We start from the raw sequence: 25,780 nt of genomic DNA on the forward strand, positions 1-25,780 counted from the left end.
CAACAGGGTGAGCCACAGCAGGGTGAGCAGAGCGGGCAGGGCCGGCAGGGTCAGGAGAGGTCTTCCCGCCGCGGCGGTCGTTCGAGCACCATGGACGGCATGCCGCCCAAAGACATGCCCTGGTGGCGCTGGCGCAGCAATGTGCGCTCGGCGCTGCACATGCTCTCCGACCCCGTCTTCCAGCGGGAGTGCTGGCTGACGGGCCTGCCCGGGTACGGCGACGTCACGGACGCCGTCTACCGCCTGGTCGAGGACACCTGGCTGGACAACTGGTCCGCGGACAAGTACATCGGCACGATCTTCCGCGACGCACAGGAGGCCGCGCTCGTCGACGTCGCGGTGCTGCGCGTTCTGCGGATCATGCACCAGGTCGGGGCGGACGCCCCGGTGGCCGCCTATCTGGAGCACCCGGGCTGGCCGGAGGCCGTCCACGCGGCGCGCGACGCCCACGTCCTGCTCTCCGCCAACGACGGCGAGGACCCGGACCGTCCGCCCCACTCGCTGGACGTGCTGGCGGCCATGCTGCGGACCGCCTGACCCCCGGCCCCCGCCCCGGCGCCGTCCCGTCGCCCTGCCGCGCCGCCGCCCCGTCCGCCCGTCCGTCCCGGCCCCGTTCCCGCAGGCGGGGACCGGTCACGGCGCCCGGCCCGGATGTGCCACGCTTGTGCACATGAGCCAGCCGCAGCCCACCGCAGTGCCCGAGAAGCCCGAGCAGTACGTCCTGACGTTGTCGTGCCCGGACAAACAGGGCATCGTGCACGCCGTCTCCAGCTACCTCTTCATGACCGGCTGCAACATCGAGGACAGCCGGCAGTTCGGGGACCACGACACCGGGCTGTTCTTCATGCGGGTGCACTTCAGCGCGGAGGCCCCGGTGACCGTGGAGAAGCTGCGGGCGAGCTTCGCTGCGGTGGGCGACTCCTTCCAGATGGACTGGCAGATCCACCGCGCCGACGAGCGGATGCGCGTCGTCCTCATGGTCAGCAGGTTCGGGCACTGCCTGAACGACCTGCTGTTCCGCACGCGCATCGGCGCGCTGCCGATCGAGATCGTGGCCGTGGTCTCCAACCACACCGACTTCGAGGAGCTGGTCTCCTCCTACGGCATCCCCTTCCACCACATCCCGGTCACCAGGGAGACCAAGCCGCAGGCGGAGGCGCGGCTGCTGGAGATCGTCCGCGAGGAGGGCGTGGAGCTGGTGGTGCTGGCCCGCTACATGCAGGTGATCTCGGACGAGCTGTGCAAGGAGCTGTCGGGACGGATCATCAACATCCACCACTCCTTCCTGCCGAGCTTCAAGGGCGCCAAGCCCTACCACCAGGCCCACGCGCGCGGTGTGAAGCTGATCGGCGCCACGGCGCACTACGTCACCGCCGAGCTGGACGAGGGCCCGATCATCGAGCAGGAGGTGGAGCGCGTCGGCCACGAGCTCACCCCCGAGCAGCTCGTGGCGGTCGGCCGGGACGTGGAGTGCCAGGCGCTGGCCCGCGCGGTGAAGTGGCACAGCGAGCACCGCGTACTGCTCAACGGCCACCGCACGGTCGTCTTCGACTGACGGTCCCGCCCGCGGCCCCGCCGCGCCCGCGCCGGGGCGGGCCGGCGGACGGGGCAGGGCGGGGTCACATCCGGGAGAGCGAGGCCACGGCCCGCAGGGTGTCGCCGACCGCCTCGTCGTCCCCCTCCCGGCCCGCGGCCGCCTCCCGCGGCGGTACGTGGCCCGCGGCCAGCCGGCAGAACTCCGTGTCCTCCAGCGCGAGACGGGCCACCGTGTGCTCCGGGGAGGCGAGGGCGGCCGGGGAGTCCAGGGGGATGTACCAGTCGCCGCCGCCCCGGCCCCCGATCTCCAGGTGGAGGGTGCGGCCCGGAGCGCCCGCCGCCGTCAGCCGGCGCGGCGGGGCGGCCAGCCCGGCGCGGCGCCGCGCCGCGATGGCCTCCGGAAGCCGCCGGGCGATGAAGTCGACCATACGGGCCAGGTGTTCGGGCGCGGGCGGCTCGTACGGGTAGTCGACCGCCGTGGCGATGTCCTCCGCGTGGATCCAGCACGCGAACGCCCGCCCGGCCAGCGCGTCGCGCAACGGCCGCCGGAACTCGGCGAAGTCCACCGGCAGATCGGCCTCATGGGCGTGCAGGGCCGCGGTGCGCACGATGTTCCGGGTCTGGGTGCGCCACTTGTTCCGCACGAACGGCGGCCCGTGCGCGCGGCACCGCTCGATCGCCGCCTCCGTGCGGTCGCCCACGGTGCGCGGGGCGCCGGGGCCGAGGGGGTCGTCCAGCCCGAGCGCGGTGGCCACCAGGCCGTCCACCGAACCGAGGTGGGCGAGCACCCCGCACAGCGTCAGCGTGCGCTCGCCGGTCGCCCAGTGCAGCCGGACCGGGGTGTTCCACTCCGCCTCGCCCATGTCGCGCAGCAGCGCGTCGAGCCGCGCGGTCTCGGCGTCGTACGGCGCCGCCCACTCCGGCAGGGGCGTGTGGGCCGGGCGTCGGCGCAGACACTCGTCCAGCACCCGCGAGCGCAGCAGCGGGCCCGGGTCCAGGCTCTCCTCGCGGTGCATCAGCCCCACGGCGTCCCGCAGCCGCCGCGCCTCCTCGGCGCAGGACGGGCACCGGGGCAGATGCGCCTCGACGGCGGCGGTCTCCTCGGGCGAGCAGACCGCCAGGGCCCACACGCCCAGCAGGGACTTCAGGGCGAGATGCTCGTCCGGGGAGGTGCGGCCGTCCTCCGCGGCGCCCTCTTCACCGCCCTCCGCGGACGCCGGCCCGGCCGTCCGCCCGGTCACCGGACCGGTGCCCCGGCCCCCGGCGGGACTCACGAGGCCTTCTCCGTTCCGTCCCCCGCGGGCGGACGCGGCGGATGGGGGGCCGGGCGGGCGGCCGTGGAGAGCAACTGCAGCCCCAGCCTCATCCGCCGCCGCGCCTCACCCTCGCTGACGCCCAGTTCGGCGGCGGCCTCGCGGTAGTCCCGGCGCCCCACGTACGCCAGCTCCAGGGCCGTCCGCAGCGAGCCGGGCATGGCGGTGACCATGCGGTCGGCGCGGGCGGCGGCGGACGCGGCGCGGATCCGCTCCTCCAGCCGGGCCCGCGACTCCGGGGCGAGGGAGATCGCGTCCAGGTGCCGCAGCGCCCGCCGCTGGGTGAGCTCGGTCAGCCACAGGCGCAGCGAGCCGCGCTCCGGCTCGTACGCCCCGGGGTCCGCCCAGACCTCGGCGAAGACCTCCGCCACGACGCGGTCCGCGGCCTCCTCGTCGTCCAGGAAGCGGTGGGCGAGGCCGCGCACCACGGAGGCGTGACCGTCGTACAGCTCTGCCAGCGCGGCCTCCTCACCGCGTACCAGCCGCCGCCGCATCTCGTGGTCCCGGTGAGGACTCGTCGTGCCGGGTGTCCCGTCGGGCGTCTCGTTCGGCATCCTCCACCCCCCAGCCTGCTGCTCATCTCGAATGTAATGGCAGAAGCTGACAGGATGCCTCCCTTTACGGCAGTGTGCTCCTCCACACGGTTGCGCATGGTCGCGGACCGGTCACTTCGTGCGCCTTCGTGTTGATCGGGACCGTTCGGTCCTGTCCGGGTCCGGTGGTGTGTTACGCGGGTGTGACCGGAAGTGGGGAGAGGCGGTGACCCGGTTCGGCATAGGGTCGAGGTCTGCAGGTGTCGTGACGATGCCCGGCAGGGGCGGTCGGCGAGGGGGCAAGGCGGGAAGGGAACGTTCCGGTCGGTGTCGGCGGATGAAGGGACTACGGGCACGTGTCGTTGAAGGTGATCGGGGAGGACCGGGGGGAGTGGGCCGTGCTGCGGGTGTCGGGTGAGCTGGATCTCGTCACCTCTCCCTTGGTCCGCCAGCATGTGCACGACGCCGTGGCCGACGGTCGCCGCAGCCTCGTACTGGACCTGTCGCAGGTGCTGTTCTGCGACTCCAGCGGCGTCGGCGTCCTCATAGCGTCGCGCCGGCTGATGCGCTCGTGCGCCGGCCGCCTCCGGCTGATCCTCCCCGCCCAGGGCGCGGTGGACGGATCCCACGTCAACCGGGTCCTCGCCGCGCTCGGCGTCCGCAGGCTCTTCGACTGCTACCCGGACCTCGACGAGGCGACGGACGACGCCGCCAGCCCGCTCAGCGCCTGACCCCTCCCCGCCGCGCCGGTGCGGCGCCCGTCTCCGGGGCCCGCCCGCACGGGGCGCCGCCGGGACGAAGCCCTCGATGGCCTGTTCCGGGGAGACCCGGAGGGCGTCCGGGCCCGGTGGTCCGGCTCCTCGCCGCACGCGGTCGTCCGGCGCCGGGCGCGCAGGTGATGCCCGGGCCCGGCAGGGCGCCGAGGACGGCGATAGCGCCGCCACCGCTTCCACGACCCGAGTCGATCACGAAAAGCGGTCGAGGGAAGGGGAGTTGGCGATTGCGGGCGCATCCGGTCGCATATCGGCGCGTCCGGTGGCGCGCCGCGGCCGACCGCCGCGTGCCGGAGCGCGTTCCGCCCGCCGGGCTCGGATGTTCGACTCCCCGGCCCGGGCGTCGCACAGTATGCGGTGTCACTACTCCTTTGCGCCGGAATATGCCCGAAGCGCTTGTTGCCGCGGCGCCGGTTCCAGCACTCTGTGCGACACCGGGGGAACGGACAGTGGCCTCGCGTCGGCGTGAGGCCGTGCGGACCCGGGCCATGGACGGTGTGAAGGGTGCAGATGCTTCAGGTTCAGCTGGAGGTCGGAAGCGATCCCAGGGAGGTGGGCAGAGCCCGCAGATGGGCCCGGTCGAGACTGGCCGGTTTCGGCATGGAGCCGGACGAGTCCATGGTGGAGACGCTGGTGCTGCTGGTATCGGAACTGGTGACCAACGCCGTCGTCCACACCGGGCGCCCCGCGGTGCTGCGCATGCTCCTCTCCGGGTGCCTCGTGGCGGGGGGAGGGACCGTGCGCATCGAGGTCGCCGACACCAGCAGCAGCCCGCCGCTGCGGCGGCGGGCCGAGGGGGACGCCACCGGCGGACGCGGTCTGGAGCTGGTCGTCGGGCTCGCCGACCGCTGGGGCTGGCTCCACGAGGGCGCGGGCAAGCGCATCTGGTGCGAACTGGACCGCGGCAGCGGCGCGGTGGCCGAGAGCGTGGACGCCCGGGACGCCGGGGACACCGGAAGGGCCGCGGCCCGTACCGCCCCGCGCGGGGCCTACGACGAGCCGCGGGCCCAGCCGGTCCGCACCTGACGCCGCGCCACTGCCGTCCGTGCCTCCGACCGCACCCCGGCCCGCCCCCTGTCTCTCCCGGCGGCCGTCACGGGGTGAACCGCTCGCGCCGGGCCGCCTCCAGAAGCGTCTCACCGGGCTCGATCCCGCCGCCGGGCGGCTCCCAGAGCCGTGAACCGTCGTACGGGTCGCGCCACTTCAGCAGGAGGACGCGGTCGGCGGCGTCCAGGCAGACGACCCGCGCGGCGGGCGGACACGCGACCGGGTCCGGCACAGGGCCTGTCGGCCCGTCCGCCGACCGGCCCGTCACTCGGTCGTCGTGCGCGCGACGGCCCGGGCGATCTTCCGCGCGTCGATGGCCAGTTCGCGCAGCATGCCGCTGATGGGGTTGGTGTAGCCGGTGAAGTACAGGCCCGCGGCGGTGGGCACCGTACGGGGGCCGCGGGCGCGGGGCAGCCCGCGCTCGTCCAGCACGCCGAGGTGGCCCACCAGTTCCTCCAGCCCGCGCCGGTAGCCGGTGGCCGCTATGACGGCGTCCGGGGCGATGGTGCTGCCGTCGGCGAGGGTGACCTCGGGTCCGTCGAAGGACTCCACCGCGGCCACCGGCTCTATCCGGCCCTGGCGCACGGCCTTGACGAAACCCGTGTCCTGCACGGGGATCGCGCCCTGCCGCACCCGGGTGTAAAGGCCGGCCTCGGGGCGCGGCAGGCCGTGGCGCGACAGGTCCGGCAGGGAGACCTTCGCCAGCCCCCGGGCCATTCCGTCCACCATGCGCACCGGCAGCCGCCGTACCGCGATGCCGGTGGCCTGCGCGGGCCAGCCCAGGGTGGAGCGGCGGACGATGTGGGGCGGGGTGCGCACCGCGAGCCGCACCCGGGCCGCGCCGCCCTCGGCCAGGTCCAGGGCTATCTCGGTGCCGGTGTTGCCGGTGCCGACGACCAGCACGTCCCGGCCCTCGTACGGCCGTGCGTCGCGGTAGGAGCGGGCGTGCAGCAGCTCGCCCTTGAACGAGTCGCGTCCGGGCCAGTCGGGCACGCGCGGGGTGTGGTTGTGCCCGGTGGCCACCACGACCACCGGCGCGGCCAGCTCCCGGCCGCCGTTGGCCCGCAGCACCCAGCTGCCGTCGTCGGCCCGGTCGATGCGGCTGACCTCCACGCCCGCGGCGATCTCCAGCCGGTGGTGGAGCGCGTAGTCCTCCAGGTAGCGCACCAGGTCGTCCCGGCGCACCCAGCGCCCGTACGAGCGCGGGATCGGCATGCCGGGCAGCGCGGACCGGCGGCGCGTGGTGTGCAGGCGCAGCCGGTCGTAGTGGCCGCGCCAGGAGGCCCCGACGGAGTCGGCCCTCTCCAGCACGACGGACCGTATGCCGCGCTCCTTCAGCGCGGCGGCGGTGGCCAGCCCGCCGGGACCTCCCCCGATGATGTGCACCGGTCTGCTGTCGTCGGACATGTGCATGCCCATGAGTCTATGCCCCGCTTCCTCCCCCGCGTGCCCGGTCTCCGAACGCCGGGACGACATCGCGGGCCCGGCTTCCCGGGGAGGGGGCGCGGAAACCTAGAAGGGCAGCGACAGCAGCCGCACCGGGCCGGGCGGCCAGTCGGCGCCCTCGCGCAGCGGCGTCCACATGGTGCGCATCGGCATGGTCACCGGGCCGTCGGGCTGCTCGACGCGGACGTGCTCCTCCAACTCCCGCCACCCCAGGGATTCGTAGACCGGCATCCACTCCGGCCAGCAGAACAGCAGGCCGACGTCGGGGCCCATGCCGCGCGCGTGGTCCACCGCCGCGGTGACGACCGCCCGCCCCAGGCCCCGTCCGCGCAGTCCGGGCGCGACGATCACACCGCCCAGGCCCACCGCCTCGGTGCGGGAGCCCGCGATGGCCACCGGCACGGTCACCAGGCCCGCGTGCGCGACCAGGCGGCCCTCCCGCCGGATGCCGAAGTGCTCCTGCTTGGGCCGCCACGCCATGACCAGCCCCTCGATCTCGAAGGGGTCGGGGACGCCCCCGCGGACCTCCTCCCGGTCGGCCCCGGTGAACTCCGGCAGCCGTACCACCGTGTGCCGCTCCCCGTAAGTGCTCGCGCTCGTCGTCGTCACATGACGATCCTGCTCCGGCGGGGCGCCCGCCAATCCGCGCGGTGCGCGAAGCGGTGCGCGAAGCGGTGCGTGAAGGAGACGGGAAAGGGCCGGGGGCCGCCGGGACACGCCGTCCCGGCGGCCCCCGGCGCGATGCGGGGAGGCATCGCCGATCGCACTCCTCACCGGTTCGCCCCCGGCCCGGACCCCGGAGCGTGGGACCTGCGCCCCGGAGTCCGGATACCCGGAGATCGCCGCCTGCCTCCGTGCGCTGTGCGGCACCCGGGGGGACCGCCCGGGTGCCGGGCCGTGATCATCGCCACGGAGCGGCGGCACCCCGCCCGGCGGCCGGGGTTGCGACCGGCCGGCGAGCGGCGTACGCGGACTTTGTACACCGGTGCGCGGACGGCCGGTGACACCTGCGGGACAGCGGCACTAAGGTGCCGCAGCGTGAGGCGCGACGGAGGCGGTGCGTCGGCGGAGGAGCCGCGCCCCGACACCCTGGCGGCCCATCTGTCCGCGCTCGGCGTGGACGGCGGGGCCGTCGCCCTGTACGTGGCACTGCTTACGGGACGTCCGGTGCCCCAGGCCTCCCCCGAGGCGCGGCGCGCGCTGCTCGCGCTCGGCCTGGCGGCGGAGGTGCCCGTCGGCGAGGGGGCCGGCGGCGAGGGGGCCGGCGGTGAAGGGGCGGGCGGTGATGAGCGCGGCGCACCGGACTTCGCCGACGGGCTGGTGCCCGTGCCGCCCGCGTCCGCACTGGAGTTGCTCTCCCGGCGCGAGATGCTGCGGCTGGAGGAGGCCCGTTCGGCGGTGGCGCGCGCCTACGAGCGCTACCGCCGCCGTACGCCGTCGGCCGTGGGCGGCTCGGTCGCCGAGGAGGTGACCGGCGGCGACATCGACCGCGTGCTGGGCGAGGCGCTGGGCGGGGCGCGGCGGGAGGTGCTGCGGTTCGACTCGCCGCCGTACTTCTGGGACACCGAGCGCGGCACCAAGGAGGAGGTCGGGCAGTTGCGCCGCGGAGTGCGCTACCGGGTGGTGTACACACGGGAGTCGCTCGCCCACCCCGGCTACCTCACCGAGAACGTCCAGCCGTGCGTGGACGCGGGCGAGGAGGCCCGGGTGGTGTCCGGGCTTCCGGTGAAGCTGATGGTGGTGGACGACCGCGTCGGCTTCGTCTCGATGTCCATCGCGGACGTGGACGTCAGCCGCAGCATGCTCGTGGTGCGGCCGAGCGCGTTGCTCGCCGCGCTGCGGGCACTGTTCGAGGCGTACTGGGACCGGGCGCTGCCCATCCACCCCGAGAGCGGGACCGCCGCGCCGGGCGGCGCCAGGCCCGGCCCGGCCGAGCGCCGCATCCTGGCGATGCTGGTGGCGGGGGCGCCCGACAGCCAGATCATCCGCGAACTGGGCGTCAGCCGCCGCACGTTCTTCCGCCGCATGGAGCTGCTGATGGCGCAGGCCGGTGCGGGCAGCCGCTTCCAGCTCGCCCTCCAGGCGCAGCGGCGGGGCTGGTTGTGAGGCCCGGCCGTGCGATGTCCCGCGACGCCCGGACGCCACCGGCCGCGTGCCACCGGCCTGGCACATAAGTGCACCCGGGCACCGCTGTGCCATGGCACCCCGGTGCCCCGCGGGTGACATGCCATCGGCTAAAACCGTGAGCACTCTCCAATGCACACGCACCCCCCAGCGAAGAGAGAACACACGTTGAAGAAGGCCAGAAGACCCCGAATAGCCGTCGGCGCCGCCCTGGCGGCGCTCGTCCTGGCGGGCACCACCGCCGAGGCGGCGTCGGCCGCCCCCGGCCCGGAGCCCGCTCCCCTGGGAGAGGTCCGGGGCGCGGACGCGCCCGGCGCGCTGGACGGCGAGTACATCGTGGTGCTGAAGGACTCCGGCGACCGGGCCCGCGGGCTGAGGACGGCGGGGGGCGTACGCGACCGTGCCGAGGAGCTGACCGGCGCCTTCGGCGGCGAGGCGGAGCGCACCTACTCCTCGGCCCTCAAGGGCTTCTCGCTGAAGGCCACCGAGAAGCAGGCGCGGCGCCTGGCCGCCGACCCCTCGGTGGCGTACGTCGAGGCCAACCGCGTCGAGCGCGGCGACGCCCTGCCGCAGGCGCCGGAGGCGGCCGCCGTCCGGAGCGCGGCACGGGGCGTGACCCAGGGCGTACAGCCGCACCCGGGCTGGGGCCTGGACCGCATCGACCAGCGCGACCTGCCGCTGGACGCGAGCTACGGCTACGGCACCACGGCGTCGAACGTCACCGCCTACGTCGTGGACTCCGGTGTCAACATCGCCCACGAGGACTTCGGCGGGCGCGCCTCCTACGGCTACAACTTCGTGGACGGCAACCGGACGGCCTCCGACTGCCACGGGCACGGCACGCACGTGGCGGGGATCGTGGGCGGTGCGGCGTACGGCGTCGCCAAGGGCGTGAAGCTGGTCGCCGTGAAGGTGCTCGACTGCCAGAACTCGGGCACCACCGAGGGTGTGCTGGCGGGTTACGACTGGGTCGTGAGGAACGCCGTCGGGCCCGCGGTCGCCAACGTGAGCATCGGCGGCGCCGCGAGCGACGCCAAGGACGCGGCGGTGCGGAGGATGGTCCAGGCGGGGATCACCGTCGTGGTCTCGGCGGGCAACAAGGCCACCGACGCGTGCACCCAGTCGCCCGCCCGCGAGCCGTCCGTGATCACGGTGGCCGCGACGGCGCGGGACGACTCCAGGCCGAGCTGGTCCAACCACGGCGGCTGCGTGGACGTCTTCGCGCCCGGCGCCTCCGTCCCGTCGGCCGGGATCGACTCGAAGACGGCGGTGCGGACGATGAGCGGTACGTCGATGTCCGCGCCGCATGTGACGGGCGCCGCGGCGCTACACCTCTCGGGGAACCCGGGCGCCACGCCCGCGGCGGTGACCCGGGCGCTGCTGGACGCGTCGAGCGCCGGCCGGGTGGCGGATCCGGGGCAGGGCTCGCCGAACCGGCTCCTCTACAGCCGCTTCTGACGCCTCCGGGCGCCTCATGGCGGGCTCCCCGGGCGGCCGGTGACAGGGGCCGGCCGCCCGGGAGGCCGGGCACGGACAGGAACGGGAACGGGACGGAACGGGATCGGGAGCCGGGAGAAGACGGGGAGCCGGGCCGGCGGCCCGGACGCCTACCGGCTGGGCTTGCGGCCCGTGACGCCGAGGTAGAGCAGATAGGCGAGGCTCGGCTTCAGGTCGGACTTCTTGGCGCCCCAGTTCTGCGCGGCCTTCTGCTGGCCGGCCACCGAGGCGAGCATCGACACCAGGGAGCCCGCGACGGCCGCCGGGCTGATGTCGGGGTCCGCCTTGCCCTTGGACTGGAGCTTTCCGATGGAGTCGGCCAGCGGTCCGGTGATCCCGTTGAGGACCTTCGTGCGGATCTTGGAGAAACGTTTGTCCCCCTCCGCCGCGCCCAGGTCCACCACCCGCAGGATCGCGTCGTTCTCCCGCCAGAAGGAGAGGAGGCCGTCCACCAGCTCCTCCGCCGTCTGCCATCCGGCCTTGCCCGTCCACTGGCGGTCGGTGGCCAGCTCGCTCAGCGAGGAGCTCTCCTTCGACATCTCCTCGGCCAGCTCCAGGACGGCGCCCTCCACGTCCGGGAAGTACTGGTAGAAGGTCGCGGGAGAGGTGCCCGCGCGCCGGGCGACGTCGATCACCCGGACGTCGCGGTAGGGCGACGAGCTGAGCATCTCGTCGAGGCAGGTGAGCAGCTTCTGCCGCGTCGCCTGGCCACGGCGCCCGGCCACCCGACCGTCAACAGTTCGTACTTGTCCTGTCATGTCGTCAGCTTACCGAGGGATGATCGGCCCGCGATTCGACCGGCCCCAAATGGGGTGATCCCCTGCACGAGGGGTAATCCGCGGATAGCGTTCGCTTATCGGGACGCAACCGCACGGAAGGAGCCGGAGATGGTCGCTGCCGGAGGCGCCTTCGCCGAGGGCACACCCTGCTGGACCGACGCGATGCTCCCCGACCTGGAGGCGGGCAAGCGCTTCTACGGCGAGCTGTTCGGCTGGACCTTCGGCGACCCGGCCCCGCCCGGACAGGGGTCCCGCACGGTCGCGCTGCTCGGCGGCCGGCGGGCCGTGGCGCTGGTCCGCAAGCCGGACGGGCGGCTGCCGACGGTGTGGACGGTCTACTTCGCCGCCCCCGACGCCGCGGCGACCGCCGGACGCATCAGGGCCGCGGGCGGGCAGCTCGTCACCGAGCCCGAGGCGGTCGGCCGGGACGGGGTGGCGGCCACCGCCGTCGATCCGGGCGGCGCGGTCTTCGGCCTGTGGCAGCCGGGGGAGCTGGCGGGCTTCGAGGCGGTGCGCGAACCCGGCTCGTACGTGTGGACGGAAGTGTGCACCCGGGAGAGGGAGCCGGTGGACGCCTTCTACCGGGAGGTCTTCGGCTACTCCATGTACCCGGCCGGTGACGAGAGCGCGGGGGGGGCGGCCGACGTCATGGTCTGGGCCCCGCGGGGGGAGCCCGCCGACGACGAGCACGCCGTCGGCAGCCGTACGATGATCGACGAGACGTACCCGGTGGAGATGCCCGCCCACTTCCTCGTCCACTTCGCGGTCGCCGACTGCGACGCGGCCGTCCGCACGACCGTGCGCCTGGGCGGCCGTACGGTCGACGGCCCGCAGGACACCCCCTTCGGACGCTACGCCGTCCTCGTCGACAACCAGGGCGCGCGCTTCGGGGTCCTGGACACCTCCACCGCCCTCTGAGGCCGGGAGCGGAGGCGGCGGGTCCGGGGCGTCCGGGGACCGCGTCCGGGAAACCGCTTCCCGCGAACCGCGCCCGGGGCGGCGCCCGGGAGGGCCGCAGGGGCCGCAGGGGCCCGGCGGCCGCTGACCGGTCCCGTCCCGGACCTCACCGGCCGGGAATGGGCGACTCACCGCCCCCGGGTTCGCAACCGAGGGCTTCGCCAGGAAGAATCGCTGTCGGACCGCGGGACCGGTACGGCGGTGGAAGGCTGCACGGGGCGGCGATCGTCGACCCCGACGGGGAGGTGGCAGGCAAGTGGTGGAGCAGCTGACGCAGCACGATCCGCGGCGTATCGGCCCGTTCGAGGTGCTCGGACGGCTGGGCGCCGGGGGCATGGGGCTGGTCTACCTCGCCCGTTCGGCCTCCGGGCGCCGGGTGGCGATCAAGACGGTGCGCACCGAGCTGGCCGAGGACCAGCTCTTCCGCGTCCGCTTCACCCGGGAGGTGGAGGCGGCCCGCGCGGTCAGCGGTTTCTACACCGCCGCCGTCGTGGACGCCGATCCGCGCGCCGCGGTGCCGTGGCTGGCCACCGCGTACGTGCCCGCGCCGTCCCTGGAGGAGATAGTCAACGAGTGCGGGCCGCTCCCGGCACAGGCCGTGCGCTGGCTGGCCGCCGGCGTCGCCGAGGCGCTCCAGTCCATCCACGGCGCGGGCCTGGTCCACCGCGACCTGAAGCCCTCCAACGTGCTGGTGGTCGAGGACGGCCCGCGGGTGATCGACTTCGGCATCGCCTCCGGGGTGTCCAACACCCGGCTGACGATGACGAACGTCGCCGTCGGCACGCCCTCGTACATGTCGCCCGAGCAGGCGCGGGACTCGCGCAGCGTCACGGGCGCCAGCGACGTCTTCTCCCTCGGCTCCACCCTGGTCTTCGCCGCCACCGGCCATCCGCCCTTCCACGGGGCGAACCCCGTCGAGACCGTCTTCATGCTGCTGCGCGAGGGCCCGGACCTGGAGGGCCTGCCCGACGAGCTCAGACCGCTCATCGAGTCCTGCATGCGCACCGAGCCCGACCAGCGGCCCACCCCGGCCGACCTCCAGGCGCAGCTCGCCCCGCACCTGTTCTCCTCCGGCGGCGACGACAGCGGCACGGCCTCCGCCTGGCTGCCGGCCGGCGCGGTGGCGCTGATCGAGCGGCACCGGGGCGGGCGGGTGCGACCCGCGCAGCCGGCGTCCCGGCCCAGGCACCGGGCACCGGAGCACGCGCCCGCCCCGGCCCACGCCCCCGCCCGCGCGGCGGCCGGACCCGGCGCCGAGTGGCGGCCCCCGGCCGCCGATCCGCGGGGCGGGGGAACACCCGCCGCTTCCGTGGCCGCGCCCCCGGTGCCGCCGCCTCCGGTCCCACCGCCCCCGCACGTCCCGCCCCCGCACGCCCCGGCGGAGGGCTCCGTACGGCTGCCGGGCGCCCCGCTGCCCATCGGCCCCGGCCCCCGGCGGCCCCGGGCCCGCGTCACCGAGGTGAGCGCCCCGACGTCCTGGGTGCTGCGCGCGCCGGACGGCGGCGGCGCGGGCGGTACCGGCGCCCTCGGCGCCACCGCGGCCCACCCCCCGTCCCAGGCCCCCTCCCACAGCCCCTCCGGCAGTCCCGCGGGCGGCCCCGGCAGCGGTGAGGCCGCCGCGCCGCCGCGCTGGCGGCCGTGGCGCTTCCGGATGTCGAACGACGTGTGGGGCACCCCGGTCGTCGCCGACGGCCTGCTGTACGTCACCTCCTTCGAGGTCCACGCGCTGGACGTGGCGACGGGGCGGCGGCAGTTCAAGACCCGTGAGGTGGCGTGGTCGATGGCCGTCAGCAACGGCCGGGTCCACGCCTCCGACGGCCCGAGCCTGTACGCCCTGAACGCCCGTGACGGCTCCGACGTCTGGCGGCTGGCGGCGGACGGCTGGGTGTACGCGCTGCGCGCCGACCGCGGCACGGTCGTCACCGGCACCCGCGGCGGCGGCGTACAGGCGTGGGATGCGGCGAGCGGCGAGCGGCTGTGGGAGCTGTCCGGCGCGCAGACCGACTTCGAGACCCCCGAGGCCGGTCCGGTGATCCGGGGCGGTTCGGTCTACGTCTGGGGCGACGGGCGGCTGTACGCGCTGGACGCGCGCACCGGCGCCGAGCAGTGGTCGTACCCGGTCGGCGACTCCTCGGCCACCGGCGGCGTCCCGGTGCGGCTGCTGCCCGCCGACGACGGCGCGGTGTACGTCAGCGCCGGCTCGCGCGTCTTCGCCCTGGACGCGGCCACCGGAGCGGAGCGGTGGCGCTTCGACGCGCCCGCCGCGTTCCTGTGCCCGCCGGCCTTCGCGCCGGGCGCGGCGATCGCGGGCGGCGGCGTCTACCTGGCGGACTACCTGGGCACTGTGTACGCGCTGGACGCCGCCAACGGCCACGACCGCTGGCGGATCGCCACCGAGTCCCGCCAGTCGGCCGAGCCGGTGGTGGTGGCCGACGGGCTGGTCCACCTGGGCAGCGGCAGCGCGCTCTACACGCTGGACGCGGTCAGCGGCACCCCCCGCTGGCGCTTCGCGACGGGCGGCGAGATCACCGGCTCCCCGGTGTCGGCGGACGGCCGGGTCCACTTCGGATCGGCGGACCACTGCCTGTACACGCTGGACGCCGTCGGGGGCCGGCTGCGCTGGAAGCTCGCCACGGAGGGCGAGATCACCGGCTCCCCGGTGGTCGCGGGCGGCGTGGTCTTCGCATGCAGCCGGGACCGCTGCGTGTACGCGCTGGACGCGGCCAAGGGGACGGGCCAGGCCCGCGCCTGACCCGCCCGCCCCGTTCCGCCCGTTCACCGGCTCCGCCCGTTCCGGTTTCCCGGCGAACCGTTGTGCGCGGGAACCCCGTTGGCCGTTCCCCGCGTGAACCCTGGTAGAAAGTCCGGCAGTCAACAGCGGGCGCGTACGCGCGCCGTGCGTCCACCGGGGGAGAAACGCGATATGAAGCGCTCCGCGAAGCGCCATCTCAAGCTGATAGCCGCCGTCACCGTCGTGACGCTGGCCCTGTCCGGTTTCAGCCAGGCCCGGAGCGGCGGCGGAAAGGGCGGCGGCGGCCGGGGGAGCAGCAGCAAGAGCGGAGGCGGCGGCTGCGGCAAGGACGGCTCCAGCAGCCGGTCGAGCTACAGCGGCTACCGGAGCACGACGGTCGGCAGCAGCTCCTCCGGATCCTCCGGCTCCTCGTCGTACAGGGACGAGCCGGACGCCGAGATCATCTCGTGCGCCAGGGGCAAGAAGGGGACAGTGATCGAACTCTCCGACGGAGACGCAGGCACCTACACCGTCTACGTGGACCTGGTCGACGACTTCGGGGACACCGTCGACAGCACCTCCAAGCGCGTCAGCGTGGAGGAGGACGAGACGATGCGCATCGAGGTGAAGCCGCTACGCCCGAGCATGGTGGGGACCGCGGACGACTGCAGTGTCCACGTGCTCGGCTGAACCGGTCCGGGGACGGCGAAGGTTCTGGCGGGGCCGGGCGTGTGACCAGCGGCGCCGGACCCTTTCTTCTCTGGGAAGGAAGAGCGAAACTTTGTCAATGAGTCGGGGGAACCGCAACAGCGGTTCCCCCGACTCATTGACTTGGTCTGCAAGCCCCGGCCTGCCTACAAGCCATGTTTTCTCAAGTCAGCCGACGTGGTTGTCGCTCTGCGACTCGGCTGCGGAGCCACCGCATCCCGGCGCGGGCGCGTGGTTCTCACACGGCCCCAGAGTGGAGACGCCCTGCGGTCCAACAGGAGCGTGGTTTTCGGCCATGGCCGGGGTAGCCGCACCACCCATCAGGGCTGCTGCGAGGGCGAAGGCTGCGAGAACCTTCTTCGAGTGAGTCATAAGGGCTCCTCTGTGGATAACGGTGTTCCCGTTCGCGAAACAAACTAGTGCCGAGAGAGCGACTGTTCGATCTTCATGGCTGGAAATCCATCTGACAGCGGCTTGATCCATGCGCCGCACACATTCAGGGACCAGCTTCGGCGATCCCCCCTCTGCATCGCCGCCGCTGGTCCCTGGTGTCCCCCGACTGGTGTGGTCTTACTTCACCCCGTCACCAGACACGTGGTTGTCCTCCGTGCCGGCCGCACCGCCCGAGACGTGGTTGTCCTGAGTGGTCGGGCCGTCGCTGCCGGGGCTCGACACGTGGTTGTCCTGGTTGGGACCGCCAGTGATGGGCTTCTTGGTGGTCTCGCTCATACGGCCGACTCCTAGGTCTGGTGACGAACTGCATCCCGGGGGCCCGTCCGGCGGCTCCCCCGTGGGCCGCCGGACGGACTTCGGGCCGCTCATCCCGGTGGTACAGGGTGTTGGGCCCATCGACCTGCCTGCCCCCCGACGCGACGGGTCGATGGGCATAAGCATGGCGTGCGGCGATAAACGATCGATGAACGTCCGCCTCCGGCGGCAGGCCCTTCGAGTCGCTACGCGGCGACGGCAGGAGCCAGTAACTTCCTGGCCTCGTCGGCTTCGGGGGAACCCAGGGAGTCGAAGATGGCCAGTGCGTCCTGCCAGCAGGCACGTGCGCGGTCCGTCTGGCCCAGGGAGTCCAGCGCACGCCCCAGGGTCATCAGTACCGTCCCACGTCGCCACTCACCGCCGATACCGCGCAGCGCGAGGGCCTGTTCGGCGTGAGCGGCGGCCTGCGCGGGACGGCGTGCCGCCAGGTGCGCCTCGGCCAGCCGCAGATGGGTCACGCCCTCCCACAGCGGTTGGCGGCTTTCGTGGAAGAGCGCGAGAGCCCTGTTGAGCTGGTCTAGGGCCTCGCTGACGCGCCCGGCACTCGTCAACGCCACTCCCAGGGCGTAACGACCGTTGGCCAGACGCATGTTGAGCTTCATGTCGATGTAGATGTCCACGCCCTGCTCGGCGAGCCGGATCGCGCTGTCGATACGGCCGAGGGCCAGATGGATGCGGGAGAGGTTGCACAGGGCGCTGGCCTCGCCGGTGCGGTTGCCGTCGGTCCGGAAAGCCTCGATGGCCTGGTTCAGGTGTGCTTCGCCGTGCTCGTAGCGGCCCTGATAGATGGCGATGATGCCACGGTCGTTGGGGGCGTAGCACCTGGGAACCGGATCGCCGGTGGACTCGGCGAGCACCATGGCGCGGTGCGCGTCTTCGTCGGCCTGGTCGAAGCGGCCCGCCACCGTGTGTACATGAGTGAGCATGATGTGGGCGCGGCCCTCGGCCCAGGTGTCGCCCACGGTCACCGCCGCCCGGCAGACGGCAGTGGCGGCCCGCTCGTAGCGCAGCGAGTGGGTACCGGAGTCGGCCAGGTCCTTGGCCGCGATCAGCAGGTCGGTCGCGCGGCGTAGCGTGTCGCCGCCGACCGACTGCTCCACACAGGACAGCAGGCAGTCGGCCTCGGCGAACAGCCAGTCCAGCGCCGTGGCACGGCTGTCGAAAGCCAGTCCGGTGTACTCGGTGGCGGCCAGGTGTTCCACAGTGCGGTCGCCGGGACGCTCCAGCGCGAACACACCCGCCGCCGTGGCCAGATAGAAGTCCAGCAGCCGGGACCGTGCGGCGGCCCGGTTGGAGGCGGGGTCCTCGTCGCGTTCGGCGCAGGTGCGCGCGTAGAGGCGGACCAGGTCGTGGTAGCGGTAGCGGCCGGGGGCGGCCGATTCCAGCAGGGAGGTGTCGACCAGGGACTCCAGCAGGTCCTCGGTCTCCTCCGGGGTGCGCTCCAGCATGGCGGCCGCGGCCTGCACGGAGATGTCGGGGCCGTCGGCCAGGCCCAGCAGGCGGAAGGCGCGGGCCTGTTCCGCCTCCAGTTGGCCGTAGCCCAGTTCGAAGGTGGCCTTGACCGCCTGGTCGCCGGCCTGGAGCTCGTCCAGCCGGCGGCGTTCGTCGGCGAGCCGGCAGGCCAGGAAGGAGACCGTCCAGGTGCGGCGGGCGGCCAGGCGGGAGGCGGCGATGCGGATGGCCAGGGGCAGGAAGCCGCAGGCCGCGACGACGTCCATGACGGCCTCGCGCTCGGCGCTCACCCGTTCGGCGCCGACGATCCTGGTGAACAGGGTCATGGCCTCCTCGGGGCTCATGACGTCCAGGTCCACCAGGTGGGCGCCGGCCAGGTCCACCATCCGCACCCGGCTGGTGATCAGCGCGGCGCAGCCCTCGGTGCCGGGCAGCAGAGGGCGCACCTGGGCGGCGTCGCGGGCGTTGTCCAGCAGGGTCAGGATGCGGCGGCCGGCCAGCGTCGAGCGGTAGAGCGAGGCCCGTTCCTCCACCCCGTCGGGGATCGCGGAGTCCTGGATGCCCAGGGCCCGCAGGAACGCGCCCAGGACCGCCTCCGGTTCGGCCGGGGCCGGTCCCGCCCCCTGGAGGTCGATGTAGAGCTGTCCGTCGGGGAAGCGGTCGCGGGCGGCGTGGGCGATGTGCACGGCCAGGGTGGTCTTGCCCACTCCGCCGATGCCCGCGACCGCCGACACCGCCATGACCCGGCTCTCGGCGGCGACGAGCTGGTCGCCCAGCTCCGCCACGAAAGCCGTCCGACCGGTGAAGTCCGGCACGGTCGCCGGGAGTTGCGCGGGCCGTACGAAGGTCGCCGTGCCCGGTGGGGCGGCCTCCTCGACGGGCTGCGCCAGTTCCTCGTCGGCCCGCAGGATGCGCTGCTGGAGTTCGGCCAGTTCCGGGCGGGGGTCCACGCCCAGTTCCTCGGCGAGCAGTCGCCGGGTGTCGGCGTAGACGGCCAGGGCCTCGGCCTGGCGGCCGCTGCGGTACAGCGCCAGCATCAGCAGTTCGCGCAGCCGCTCGCGCAGCGGGTGCTCGGCGGTCAGGGCGGTCAGCTCGCTGACCGCCTCGGCGTGGGAGCCGAGCTGGAGGTCGAGGTCGAGGCGGTGCTCCAGCAGGGACAGCCGCCACTCCTCCAGCCGGGTCCGCTGGTTCTCCGCGTACGGCCCGGGGACGTGGGCCAGGGGCTCGCCGTCCCACTGCGCCAGCGCCGCGGCGTACAGCTCGCGCGCCCGGTGGCGGTCTCCTCCGGAGACCGCCTTCTCCGCCTCCAGGGCGTGGGCGGCGGCCGTGTCCGCGTCGATCCCGGTGTCGGGGCCCAGCCGGATCGCGTAGCCGCCGGACTCGCTGATCAGGGCCTCGGCGCCGAGCACCTTGCGCAGCCGGGAGGCGTAGGTGCGCAGCGCGGCCAGGGCGCGCTGCGGCGGCTCCTCGCCCCACAGCGCGTCCACCAGTTCCTGCGCGGTGGCCGTCTGCCCGCGGCGCAGCAGCAGGGCGGCGAGCAGGGCGCGCTGCTGGGGCGAGCCGACGCCGACCGGCTCGCCGTCCCGCCAGGCACGTACCGGTCCGAGCACGGCGAAACGCAGCCGGTGACGACCGTTGTCCGGCTGCTGCAGTCGTTCGCGCCCGGTGTGCCCCTCGCCGTCCATGGTGCCCCCTGCGAAGTGTGACGACCCGCAGCGCACAGTGTGCCTTGTCAAGGGTCGGTACGTCAGCCGTGCCCCTGTCTCTCCTCACAGTCACCGCAAACCCGCGACGGAACCGACAGTTGATGGACCGGCAGATGGCGAGATGTCCGGTGGTGAAGCAACAGGACTGTTTATCAAGGGAGTTGCCGGTAATGCCACTTCGCCTTCTCAGCGCGCCTCCAGCCACAGCGGATTGGTCATCGCAGCCATCGGCCCCGGCAGCCCTCCGCCGCCTCCCTGGGCGGGGTGGCGCACCTCGGCGCGTACGTACGCGGCCAGTGAGGCGGTGGTGTGCCAGAGAACCGTGCCCGAGCCCGAGGCGGGCAGACGCTCCGAGCGCATCTCGCCCTGGTCGGTCAGCAGCCGCACCGTGCCGTCCGGCACCCCCGACACCTCCAGCCGCACCGCCACCGCGGCGTCCGGCGCGACGCGCAGCCGCTCGCCGATCCCGGCGTGCTCGCCGCGCGGGCCCGTGGCGGACAACTCCAGACCGATCCCCGAGGACTCCGCCAGCCAGCTCCGGCCCGCCCGTATGCCCTCCAGCACGGCCGCGCGCGACAGGTCCTCGGCGCGGACGACCGTCTGCGGCAGGCCGACGGCCTGCGGCTCGCGGTGGGCGTCGCTGTTGCCCATCGCCGGTATCCACCGCCGGCGCCCTTCCCCGCCTTCCCGGCGGCAGGACTCCAGCAGCATGTTGTCCCAGGCGGCCAGGGCCGCTTCGTCGTCGGCCGTCCACGGCCCGTTCCAGACCTCCACCGCGTCCGCGCCCGCGTAGCCGAACTTCCACTGGCAGCCCACGAAGGGGCAGTTGGGGTGCGCCGGGACGACCAGCCCGCCCGCCCGGTGGATCCTGCGCACGTACCGCTCGTACGCGTCGTCGCGGGCCCGGTAGCGCCAGTCGACGAAGGTGCCCGGATCGACGCCGAGCGCCAGGTAGTGGCCGTTGCGGGTGGTCACCTCCTCGCCGCACAGGATCAGCAGGTCATCCCCCCACAGACCCTCCCAGGCGCCGTGCCCGGAGGTGGTGTTGTGCTCGGTGGTGGCGATGAAGTCCAGCCCGGCGGCCCGCGCCGCCGCCGCGACCTCGGCCGGGGTGCGCCGCCCGTCGGAGTGCACGGTGTGCAGATGGCAGTCGCCCCGGTACCAGGCGCGCCCCCGCCCCCTCGCGCGCTCCGGCGGATACGCGGGCCTGAGGGGGCGCCCCTGCTCCCCGTACCGCAGGGTGACGGTGACCTCGTACTCCATGCCCTGCGGGGCGACGGTGTACGGCCCCAGGACCACATGCCAGGTGCCCGGCCGCACCGGGCCGGCCAGATATCCCGGTGTCGCCCGCTCGGCGCTGATGGCGAACTCCGTGCGGAAGCCGCCCGACCAGCCCCGGAAGCCGCGCCCGCCCGCGGCCGTGCCGCGCTCGTCGAAGATGCCGATGTCCAGGGCGTTGCCCGGCGTGCCGGAGGGCACGGCCGGCTTGTCGTAGGAGTACGAGACGGCCAGCTCCCGCACCCCGCGCGGCACCTCCACGGGCAGGTGGACGAAGTCCGGTGCGCCGTTGGGCAGGTGGCCGCGGACCGTTCTGCTCTCCTCGCCGCCCCCGCTCCTCTCCGCCCGCTCCTCCGCGTGCGCGAAGCTCACGCCCTGGAGCGTGAGCGCGCTCGCCGCCCCCGCGGCGGCGGACAGCCTCAGTACGTCGCGCCGGTCCATGACGGCCCCCGTCCTGTCGCCTCCGATGTGGTGCCGGTCACTTTTCCATGAGCGGGTGACGGACGGGAGAAGACCTGTGGATAACCCGGCCGACACCGTGTGACGGCGGGCCGCGGCGGCGGGGCCGGCGGCGGGAGGGATGTGTGAGGGACATCCCTTCCCCGCCTCCCGGCCGGTGCCGGGGGCGCTCGTATGCTCGCTTCCATGACTTCGTCGAGCGGGCAGGCAGCACCCACCGCCAACGCCATGCGGCGCGCCCTGCGGCGGGCCCGTGACGGGGTCGCGCTGGACGCGGCCGAGGCCGCCGTGCTGCTCCAGGCGCGCGGGGAGGACCTGGCCGACCTGACGGCGTCCGCCGCCCGGGTACGGGACGCGGGCCTGGAGGCGGCCGGCCGTCCCGGGGTGATCACCTACTCGCGCAAGGTCTTCATCCCGCTCACCCGGCTGTGCCGGGACCGCTGCCACTACTGCACCTTCGTCACCGTGCCGGGGAAGCTGCGCCGCGAGGGGCACGACGCGTACCTCTCCCCGGACGAGGTGCTGGACATCGCCCGCCGGGGAGCGGCGATGGGCTGCAAGGAGGCGCTGTTCACCCTCGGCGACCGGCCCGAGGACCGCTGGCTCGAGGCCCGCCAGTGGCTGGACGCGCACGGCTACGACGACACCCTCGCCTATGTGCGCGCCATGGCGATCCGGGTGCTGGAGGAGACCGGCCTGCTGCCGCACCTCAACCCCGGGGTGCTGACGTGGACGGACTTCCAGCGCCTCAAGCCCGTCGCCCCGTCCATGGGCATGATGCTGGAGACCACATCCACCCGGCTGTGGTCCGAGCCCGGCGGCCCCCACCACGGCTCGCCCGACAAGGAGCCGGCCGTCCGGCTGCGGGTGCTGGAGGACGCGGGGCGCTCGTCCGTCCCCTTCACCACCGGCATCCTCATCGGCATCGGCGAGACGTACGCCGAGCGCGCCGAGTCGCTGTTCGCCGTCCGCCGCGTCCAGCGGGCGTACCAGGGCGTCCAGGAAGTCATCGTGCAGAACTTCCGTGCCAAGCCCGGCACCGCCATGCGCGGCATGCCCGACGCCGAACTGGAGGAACTGGCCGCAGCCGTGGCCGTGGCACGCCACGTCCTCGGTCCCGCCGCCCGCATCCAGGCCCCGCCGAACCTCGTCGACGCCGAGTACGCGCTGCTGATCGGCGCCGGGATCGACGACTGGGGCGGCGTCTCCCCGCTCACCCCCGACCACGTCAACCCCGAACGCCCCTGGCCCCAGATCGACGAACTCGCCGGGCACACCCGCGCAGCCGGCTTCGAACTGCGCGAACGCCTCACCGTCTACCCGGAGTTCGTCCGCCGCGGCGAGCCCTGGCTCGACCCCAGGCTGCTGCCCCACGTGACCGCCCTGGCCGACCCGGACACGGGCCTGGCCCGCGAGGACGCCGTCGTCACCGGCCGCCCCTGGCAGGAGCCCGACGAGGCGTTCACCGCCGTCTCCGCCGGCCGCACCGACCTGCACCGCACCATCGACACCACCGGCCGCACCGCCGACCGCCGCGCGGACTTCGACGAGGTCTACGGCGACTGGGAGGCGCTGCGCGAGAGCGCCGCGCCCGGCATGGCGCCGGAGCGGATCGACGCCGACGTGCGCGCCGCCCTGGCCACCGCCGCCGACGACCCCACCCGCCTCACCGACGACCAGGCCCTCGCGCTGCTCCACGCCGACGGGCCGGCCCTGGACGCGGTGTGCCGCATCGCGGACGACGTGCGCCGCGACACCGTCGGCGACGACGTGACGTACATCGTCACGCGCAACGTCAACTTCACCAACGTCTGCTACACCGGCTGCCGCTTCTGCGCCTTCGCCCAGCGCCGCACCGACGCCGACGCCTACACCCTCTCCCTGGACCAGATCGCCGACCGGGCGGCGCAGGCGTGGGAGGTCGGCGCGGTCGAGGTCTGCATGCAGGGCGGCATCCACCCGGACCTGCCCGGCACCGCGTACTTCGACATCGTGCGGGCGGTCAGGGAGCGCGTACCGGGCATCCACGTGCACGCCTTCTCGCCCATGGAGGTCGTCAACGGCGCCACCCGCACCGGCATGCCGATCCGGGACTGGCTGGCGGCGGCGAAGGAGGCCGGGCTCGGCTCCGTCCCCGGCACGGCCGCGGAGATCCTGGACGACGAGGTGCGCTGGATCCTCACCAAGGGCAAGCTGCCGGCCGCCACCTGGGTCGAGGTGGTCACCACCGCGCACGAGCTGGGCCTGCCGTCGTCCTCGACGATGATGTACGGGCACGTGGACCGGCCCCGGCACTGGCTGGGCCACCTGCGTCTGCTGGCGGAGGTCCAGCAGCGCACCGGCGGCTTCACCGAGTTCGTCACGCTGCCGTTCGTCCACACCAACGCCCCGGTCTACCTGGCCGGGATCGCCCGTCCCGGGCCGACGGTCCGCGACAACCGCGCGGTGACGGCCATGGCCCGCCTGCTGCTGCACCCGCACATCACCAACATCCAGACCAGCTGGGTCAAGCTGGGCGCCGAGGGCGCGGCCGAGATGCTGCGCTCGGGCGCCAACGACCTGGGCGGCACGCTGATGGAGGAGACCATCTCCCGGATGGCCGGCTCCTCCTACGGTTCGTACAAATCCGTCCGGGAGCTGGTTGCCATCGCCGAGGCCGCCGGACGCCCGGCCCGCCCCCGCACCACGACCTACGGCGAGGTCCCCGAGGAGCGCGTACGGGCCGCCGAGGCGTCCGGCGGGCGCCTCCCGGAGCTGCTGCCGGTACTGGAGGACTGAGCCCGCCCGGGGACCGGTCTCCACGGGCCCGGACGGGCGCGGGGCGACTTCCGGCCGTCTTCCCGGGATCTCCGGCCCCCGTCCACCTCCGTGCCGCCTCCGCCTCCCCGGGGTCGATTACAGTGCGGTTCGAAACCGGCGGGCCGGGCGGTGGGGTCGGCACGGAAGGCGCGGGAGCCGGCGGGAACGGGACACGGGAACGGACGCGAGCGGACGAGAGCCGAGGGGCGAACGGGAGGGACGGCACGGTGACCGCGACACCTGGCGGTGGCATCTGGGGCCGCACCGAGCAGCAGGACTTCCGCAGCCGGGTGCGCGGCTGCCTGCTCGGCGGCGCGATCGGCGACGCGCTCGGCGCGGGCGTCGAGTTCGACTCGCTCGACGCCATCCGGGCCGCCCACGGCCCCCAGGGAGTGACGGACTACGTGCCCGCCTACGGGCGGCGCGGCGCCGTCACCGACGACACGCAGATGACCCTGTTCACCGTCGACGGCCTCATCCGCGCCCATGTCCGGCGCGACACCGGGGCCTGGCACCCGCCGACCGACGTGCACGCCGCCTATCTGCGCTGGGCCGCCACCCAGCGCGACTGGGGGCCCGACGAGCGCCGCACCGAGGACGGCTGGCTGGCCCGCCAGGAGTGGCTGTACTCACAGCGCGCGCCCGGCCGCGCCTGTCTGACCGGGCTCGCCGACAGCCGGATGGGCACGCTCGACGCCCCCAAGAACCCCGACTCCAAGGGCTGCGGCACCGTCATGCGATCCGCGCCCTTCGGACTGCTCGTCGGCTGGGAGCCGCAGCTCGTCTTCCAGCTCGCCGCCGAGTGCGCCGCCCAGACCCACGGCCACCCCACCGGGTATCTGGCGGCGGGGGCCTTCGCCGTCATCGTCCACGCCGTCGCCCGGGGCGAGAGCCTGGACGCCGCGGTGCAGCGGTCCCTGGCCCACCTGGCGGCCCACCCCGGCCACGAGGAGACCACGGACGCCCTCAAGCACGCGCTCGGAGCCGTGCGCCAGGGGCTGCCGACCGCGGAGCGCGTGGAGTCGCTGGGGGAGGGCTGGACGGCGGAGGAGGCGCTGGCGATGGGCGTGTACTGCGCGCTGGTGGCCGAGGACGTGCGCCACGGCCTGCTGCTGGCGGTCAACCACGGCGGCGACTCCGACTCCACCGGATCGGTCTGCGGCAACCTGCTGGGCGTGATGCACGGGGAGACCGCCCTGCCGCCGAACTGGGTCGCCGAACTGGAGGGCCGCGCCACCATCCTGGAGCTGGCCGACGACTTCGCCATGGAGATGACCCAGGGGCCCGCCCTCCACAGTCCCGCCACTCCGGCCGGCTCGCCGGGCTGGCTGACCCGCTACCCGCGCACCTGACGGGGCCGGGCCCCGCGTACGGAACCGGGCCCGCTCACGAGGGCTTACGGGGGCTCACGGAGGCTTACGGGGCCCGGAAGCGCCGAACCCCCTCGGCCGGGACGGCGAACCAGTCGAGAGGGCTTCGGCCGCGGTGCCGCTCGGCACCGCGAGACGCCGCGAGTCACCGCGGGACACGGCGCCACCGTGGTCCGGTGCGCGGCGTGCGGTGCGTGGTGTCGCGGCGTGCGGGAGCGGTCAGCGCCGGGCGAGCGCGCCCCGGCCGAGGGCTCCCACGAACGCCGTCCACGAGCCGGGGACGAAGTCCAGCGACGGCCCCTGCGGGACCTTGGAGTCGCGCACGGCGACCGCCTGCGGCTCGGCGGACCGCACCTCCACGCACGCCCCGTTCCCGGCGGAGTGGCTGGACTTGGTCCACCTGTCGGTCATGCCCTGTCGGATTGCCATGTCTTCTCCGTTTTCTCCCAGACGGTGAAAATCGCCGGTTGGGCCCGGCGTGCGGCAGACGGTACCCCTGAACAG

21 protein-coding genes are annotated in these 25,780 nt (G+C 74.1%); 11 read left to right on the forward strand and 10 right to left on the reverse strand.

The genetic code is table 11. The annotated features are described in order from the left end of the window. The first annotated feature begins 99 nt into the window (after positions 1-99). Both QPK52_RS15845 and purU read left to right on the forward strand, forming a co-directional pair. The gene (locus tag QPK52_RS15845; protein ID WP_410538142.1) at positions 100-537 is read left to right on the forward strand and encodes an SCO4402 family protein; all 438 of its coding nucleotides are present in this window, start codon (positions 100-102) and stop codon (positions 535-537) included. Between the two features lie 133 nt (positions 538-670). After that, the gene (gene purU, locus QPK52_RS15850; RefSeq protein ID WP_410538143.1) at positions 671-1,555 is read left to right on the forward strand and encodes a formyltetrahydrofolate deformylase; all 885 of its coding nucleotides are present in this window, start codon (positions 671-673) and stop codon (positions 1,553-1,555) included. Between the two features lie 64 nt (positions 1,556-1,619). Here purU and QPK52_RS15855 read toward each other — a convergent pair whose 3' ends face one another. Both QPK52_RS15855 and QPK52_RS15860 read right to left on the reverse strand, forming a co-directional pair. Then, the gene (locus QPK52_RS15855) at positions 1,620-2,810 is read right to left on the reverse strand and encodes an MDMPI N domain containing protein (protein WP_410538144.1); all 1,191 of its coding nucleotides are present in this window, start codon (positions 2,808-2,810) and stop codon (positions 1,620-1,622) included. Beyond that, on the reverse strand, positions 2,807-3,403 hold the full coding sequence (locus QPK52_RS15860; protein WP_410538145.1) for an RNA polymerase sigma factor: 597 nt from the start codon (positions 3,401-3,403) through the stop codon (positions 2,807-2,809). Before QPK52_RS15860 ends, QPK52_RS15855 begins: the two co-directional genes overlap by 4 nt. A 335-nt stretch (positions 3,404-3,738) precedes the next feature. Between QPK52_RS15860 and QPK52_RS15865 the strand changes: the two genes are divergently transcribed. Further along, positions 3,739-4,113: an STAS domain-containing protein gene (locus QPK52_RS15865; RefSeq protein WP_410538146.1), complete on the forward strand. Its 375-nt coding sequence runs from the start codon at positions 3,739-3,741 to the stop codon at positions 4,111-4,113. A 546-nt stretch (positions 4,114-4,659) separates the two neighbouring features. Then, entirely contained in the window at positions 4,660-5,181 is a 522-nt protein-coding gene (locus tag QPK52_RS15870) for an ATP-binding protein (protein ID WP_410538147.1), read from the forward strand. A 67-nt stretch (positions 5,182-5,248) separates the two neighbouring features. Here QPK52_RS15870 and QPK52_RS15875 read toward each other — a convergent pair whose 3' ends face one another. The 3 genes from QPK52_RS15875 to QPK52_RS15885 all read right to left on the reverse strand — a co-directional run bounded on the left by QPK52_RS15875 (position 5,249) and on the right by QPK52_RS15885 (position 7,257). Then, positions 5,249-5,434 (reverse strand): NUDIX domain-containing protein, encoded by a 186-nt coding sequence (locus QPK52_RS15875; protein WP_410538149.1) that lies wholly within the window; start codon positions 5,432-5,434, stop codon positions 5,249-5,251. A 32-nt stretch (positions 5,435-5,466) separates the two neighbouring features. After that, positions 5,467-6,609: a flavin-containing monooxygenase gene (locus tag QPK52_RS15880; protein WP_410540350.1), complete on the reverse strand. Its 1,143-nt coding sequence runs from the start codon at positions 6,607-6,609 to the stop codon at positions 5,467-5,469. A gap of 105 nt (positions 6,610-6,714) precedes the next feature. Next, positions 6,715-7,257: a GNAT family N-acetyltransferase gene (locus tag QPK52_RS15885; protein WP_410538150.1), complete on the reverse strand. Its 543-nt coding sequence runs from the start codon at positions 7,255-7,257 to the stop codon at positions 6,715-6,717. Between the two features lie 429 nt (positions 7,258-7,686). Here QPK52_RS15885 and QPK52_RS15890 point away from each other — a divergent pair, with 429 nt between their 5' ends. After that, the gene (locus tag QPK52_RS15890; protein ID WP_410538151.1) at positions 7,687-8,754 is read left to right on the forward strand and encodes a LuxR family transcriptional regulator; all 1,068 of its coding nucleotides are present in this window, start codon (positions 7,687-7,689) and stop codon (positions 8,752-8,754) included. Between the two features lie 186 nt (positions 8,755-8,940). Next, entirely contained in the window at positions 8,941-10,230 is a 1,290-nt protein-coding gene (locus tag QPK52_RS15895) for a S8 family peptidase (RefSeq protein WP_410538152.1), read from the forward strand. A gap of 149 nt (positions 10,231-10,379) precedes the next feature. Here the strand turns inward: QPK52_RS15895 and QPK52_RS15900 are convergent, their stop codons facing one another. Continuing rightward, a complete protein-coding gene (locus QPK52_RS15900) occupies positions 10,380-11,027 on the reverse strand; it encodes a TetR family transcriptional regulator (RefSeq protein WP_410538153.1) in 648 nt (215 codons plus the stop codon). 129 nt (positions 11,028-11,156) lie between these two features. Here QPK52_RS15900 and QPK52_RS15905 point away from each other — a divergent pair, with 129 nt between their 5' ends. The 3 genes from QPK52_RS15905 to QPK52_RS15915 all read left to right on the forward strand — a co-directional run bounded on the left by QPK52_RS15905 (position 11,157) and on the right by QPK52_RS15915 (position 15,426). Beyond that, positions 11,157-11,966, forward strand: coding sequence for a VOC family protein (locus QPK52_RS15905; RefSeq protein ID WP_410538154.1), 810 nt, complete (start codon positions 11,157-11,159; stop codon positions 11,964-11,966). 295 nt (positions 11,967-12,261) lie between these two features. Further along, positions 12,262-14,757 carry a PQQ-binding-like beta-propeller repeat protein gene (locus QPK52_RS15910; RefSeq protein WP_410538155.1) on the forward strand — a complete coding sequence of 832 codons (2,496 nt, stop codon included), beginning with the start codon at positions 12,262-12,264 and terminating at the stop codon, positions 14,755-14,757. Positions 14,758-14,928: 171 nt separating this feature from the next. Then, complete coding sequence (locus QPK52_RS15915; RefSeq protein WP_410538156.1) at positions 14,929-15,426, forward strand: hypothetical protein; 498 nt, start codon at positions 14,929-14,931, stop codon at positions 15,424-15,426. Positions 15,427-16,014: 588 nt separating this feature from the next. On the opposite strand, the gene QPK52_RS15920 is transcribed toward QPK52_RS15915, so the two are convergent. The 3 genes from QPK52_RS15920 to QPK52_RS15930 form a co-directional block, all read right to left on the reverse strand. Next, positions 16,015-16,173, reverse strand: a complete 159-nt coding sequence (locus QPK52_RS15920) for a hypothetical protein (protein WP_206346948.1) — start codon at positions 16,171-16,173, stop codon at positions 16,015-16,017. A 224-nt stretch (positions 16,174-16,397) separates the two neighbouring features. Further along, positions 16,398-19,349 carry a BTAD domain-containing putative transcriptional regulator gene (locus QPK52_RS15925; protein ID WP_410538157.1) on the reverse strand — a complete coding sequence of 984 codons (2,952 nt, stop codon included), beginning with the start codon at positions 19,347-19,349 and terminating at the stop codon, positions 16,398-16,400. Positions 19,350-19,556: 207 nt separating this feature from the next. After that, a complete protein-coding gene (locus tag QPK52_RS15930; protein ID WP_410538158.1) occupies positions 19,557-21,089 on the reverse strand; it encodes a CehA/McbA family metallohydrolase in 1,533 nt (510 codons plus the stop codon). Between the two features lie 204 nt (positions 21,090-21,293). Here QPK52_RS15930 and QPK52_RS15935 point away from each other — a divergent pair, with 204 nt between their 5' ends. Beyond that, positions 21,294-23,885 carry a bifunctional FO biosynthesis protein CofGH gene (locus QPK52_RS15935; protein ID WP_410538159.1) on the forward strand — a complete coding sequence of 864 codons (2,592 nt, stop codon included), beginning with the start codon at positions 21,294-21,296 and terminating at the stop codon, positions 23,883-23,885. Positions 23,886-24,133: 248 nt separating this feature from the next. Continuing rightward, a complete protein-coding gene (locus QPK52_RS15940; protein WP_410538161.1) occupies positions 24,134-25,258 on the forward strand; it encodes an ADP-ribosylglycohydrolase family protein in 1,125 nt (374 codons plus the stop codon). A 237-nt stretch (positions 25,259-25,495) separates the two neighbouring features. On the opposite strand, the gene QPK52_RS15945 is transcribed toward QPK52_RS15940, so the two are convergent. Next, on the reverse strand, positions 25,496-25,705 hold the full coding sequence (locus tag QPK52_RS15945; RefSeq protein WP_093659086.1) for a DUF397 domain-containing protein: 210 nt from the start codon (positions 25,703-25,705) through the stop codon (positions 25,496-25,498). Positions 25,706-25,780: the final 75 nt, after the last annotated feature.

This window comes from Streptomyces sp. KL2, from assembly GCF_046529545.1.
Taxonomy (GTDB): Bacteria; Actinomycetota; Actinomycetes; order Streptomycetales; family Streptomycetaceae; genus Streptomyces; species Streptomyces radiopugnans.

Bases quoted from the DNA above. Each gene is read 5' to 3' on its own strand.
- QPK52_RS15845 (WP_410538142.1), top strand. From the start codon at position 100: ATGCCGCCCAAAGACATGCCCTGGTGGCGCTGGCGCAGCAATGTGCGC.
- purU (WP_410538143.1), top strand. From the start codon at position 671: ATGAGCCAGCCGCAGCCCACCGCAGTGCCCGAGAAGCCCGAGCAGTAC.
- QPK52_RS15860 (WP_410538145.1), bottom strand. From the start codon at position 3,403: ATGCCGAACGAGACGCCCGACGGGACACCCGGCACGACGAGTCCTCAC.
- QPK52_RS15880 (WP_410540350.1), bottom strand. From the start codon at position 6,609: ATGTCCGACGACAGCAGACCGGTGCACATCATCGGGGGAGGTCCCGGC.
- QPK52_RS15900 (WP_410538153.1), bottom strand. From the start codon at position 11,027: ATGACAGGACAAGTACGAACTGTTGACGGTCGGGTGGCCGGGCGCCGT.
- QPK52_RS15905 (WP_410538154.1), top strand. From the start codon at position 11,157: ATGGTCGCTGCCGGAGGCGCCTTCGCCGAGGGCACACCCTGCTGGACC.
- QPK52_RS15915 (WP_410538156.1), top strand. From the start codon at position 14,929: ATGAAGCGCTCCGCGAAGCGCCATCTCAAGCTGATAGCCGCCGTCACC.
- QPK52_RS15920 (WP_206346948.1), bottom strand. From the start codon at position 16,173: ATGAGCGAGACCACCAAGAAGCCCATCACTGGCGGTCCCAACCAGGAC.
- QPK52_RS15925 (WP_410538157.1), bottom strand. From the start codon at position 19,349: ATGGACGGCGAGGGGCACACCGGGCGCGAACGACTGCAGCAGCCGGAC.
- QPK52_RS15930 (WP_410538158.1), bottom strand. From the start codon at position 21,089: ATGGACCGGCGCGACGTACTGAGGCTGTCCGCCGCCGCGGGGGCGGCG.
- QPK52_RS15935 (WP_410538159.1), top strand. From the start codon at position 21,294: ATGACTTCGTCGAGCGGGCAGGCAGCACCCACCGCCAACGCCATGCGG.
- QPK52_RS15945 (WP_093659086.1), bottom strand. From the start codon at position 25,705: ATGGCAATCCGACAGGGCATGACCGACAGGTGGACCAAGTCCAGCCAC.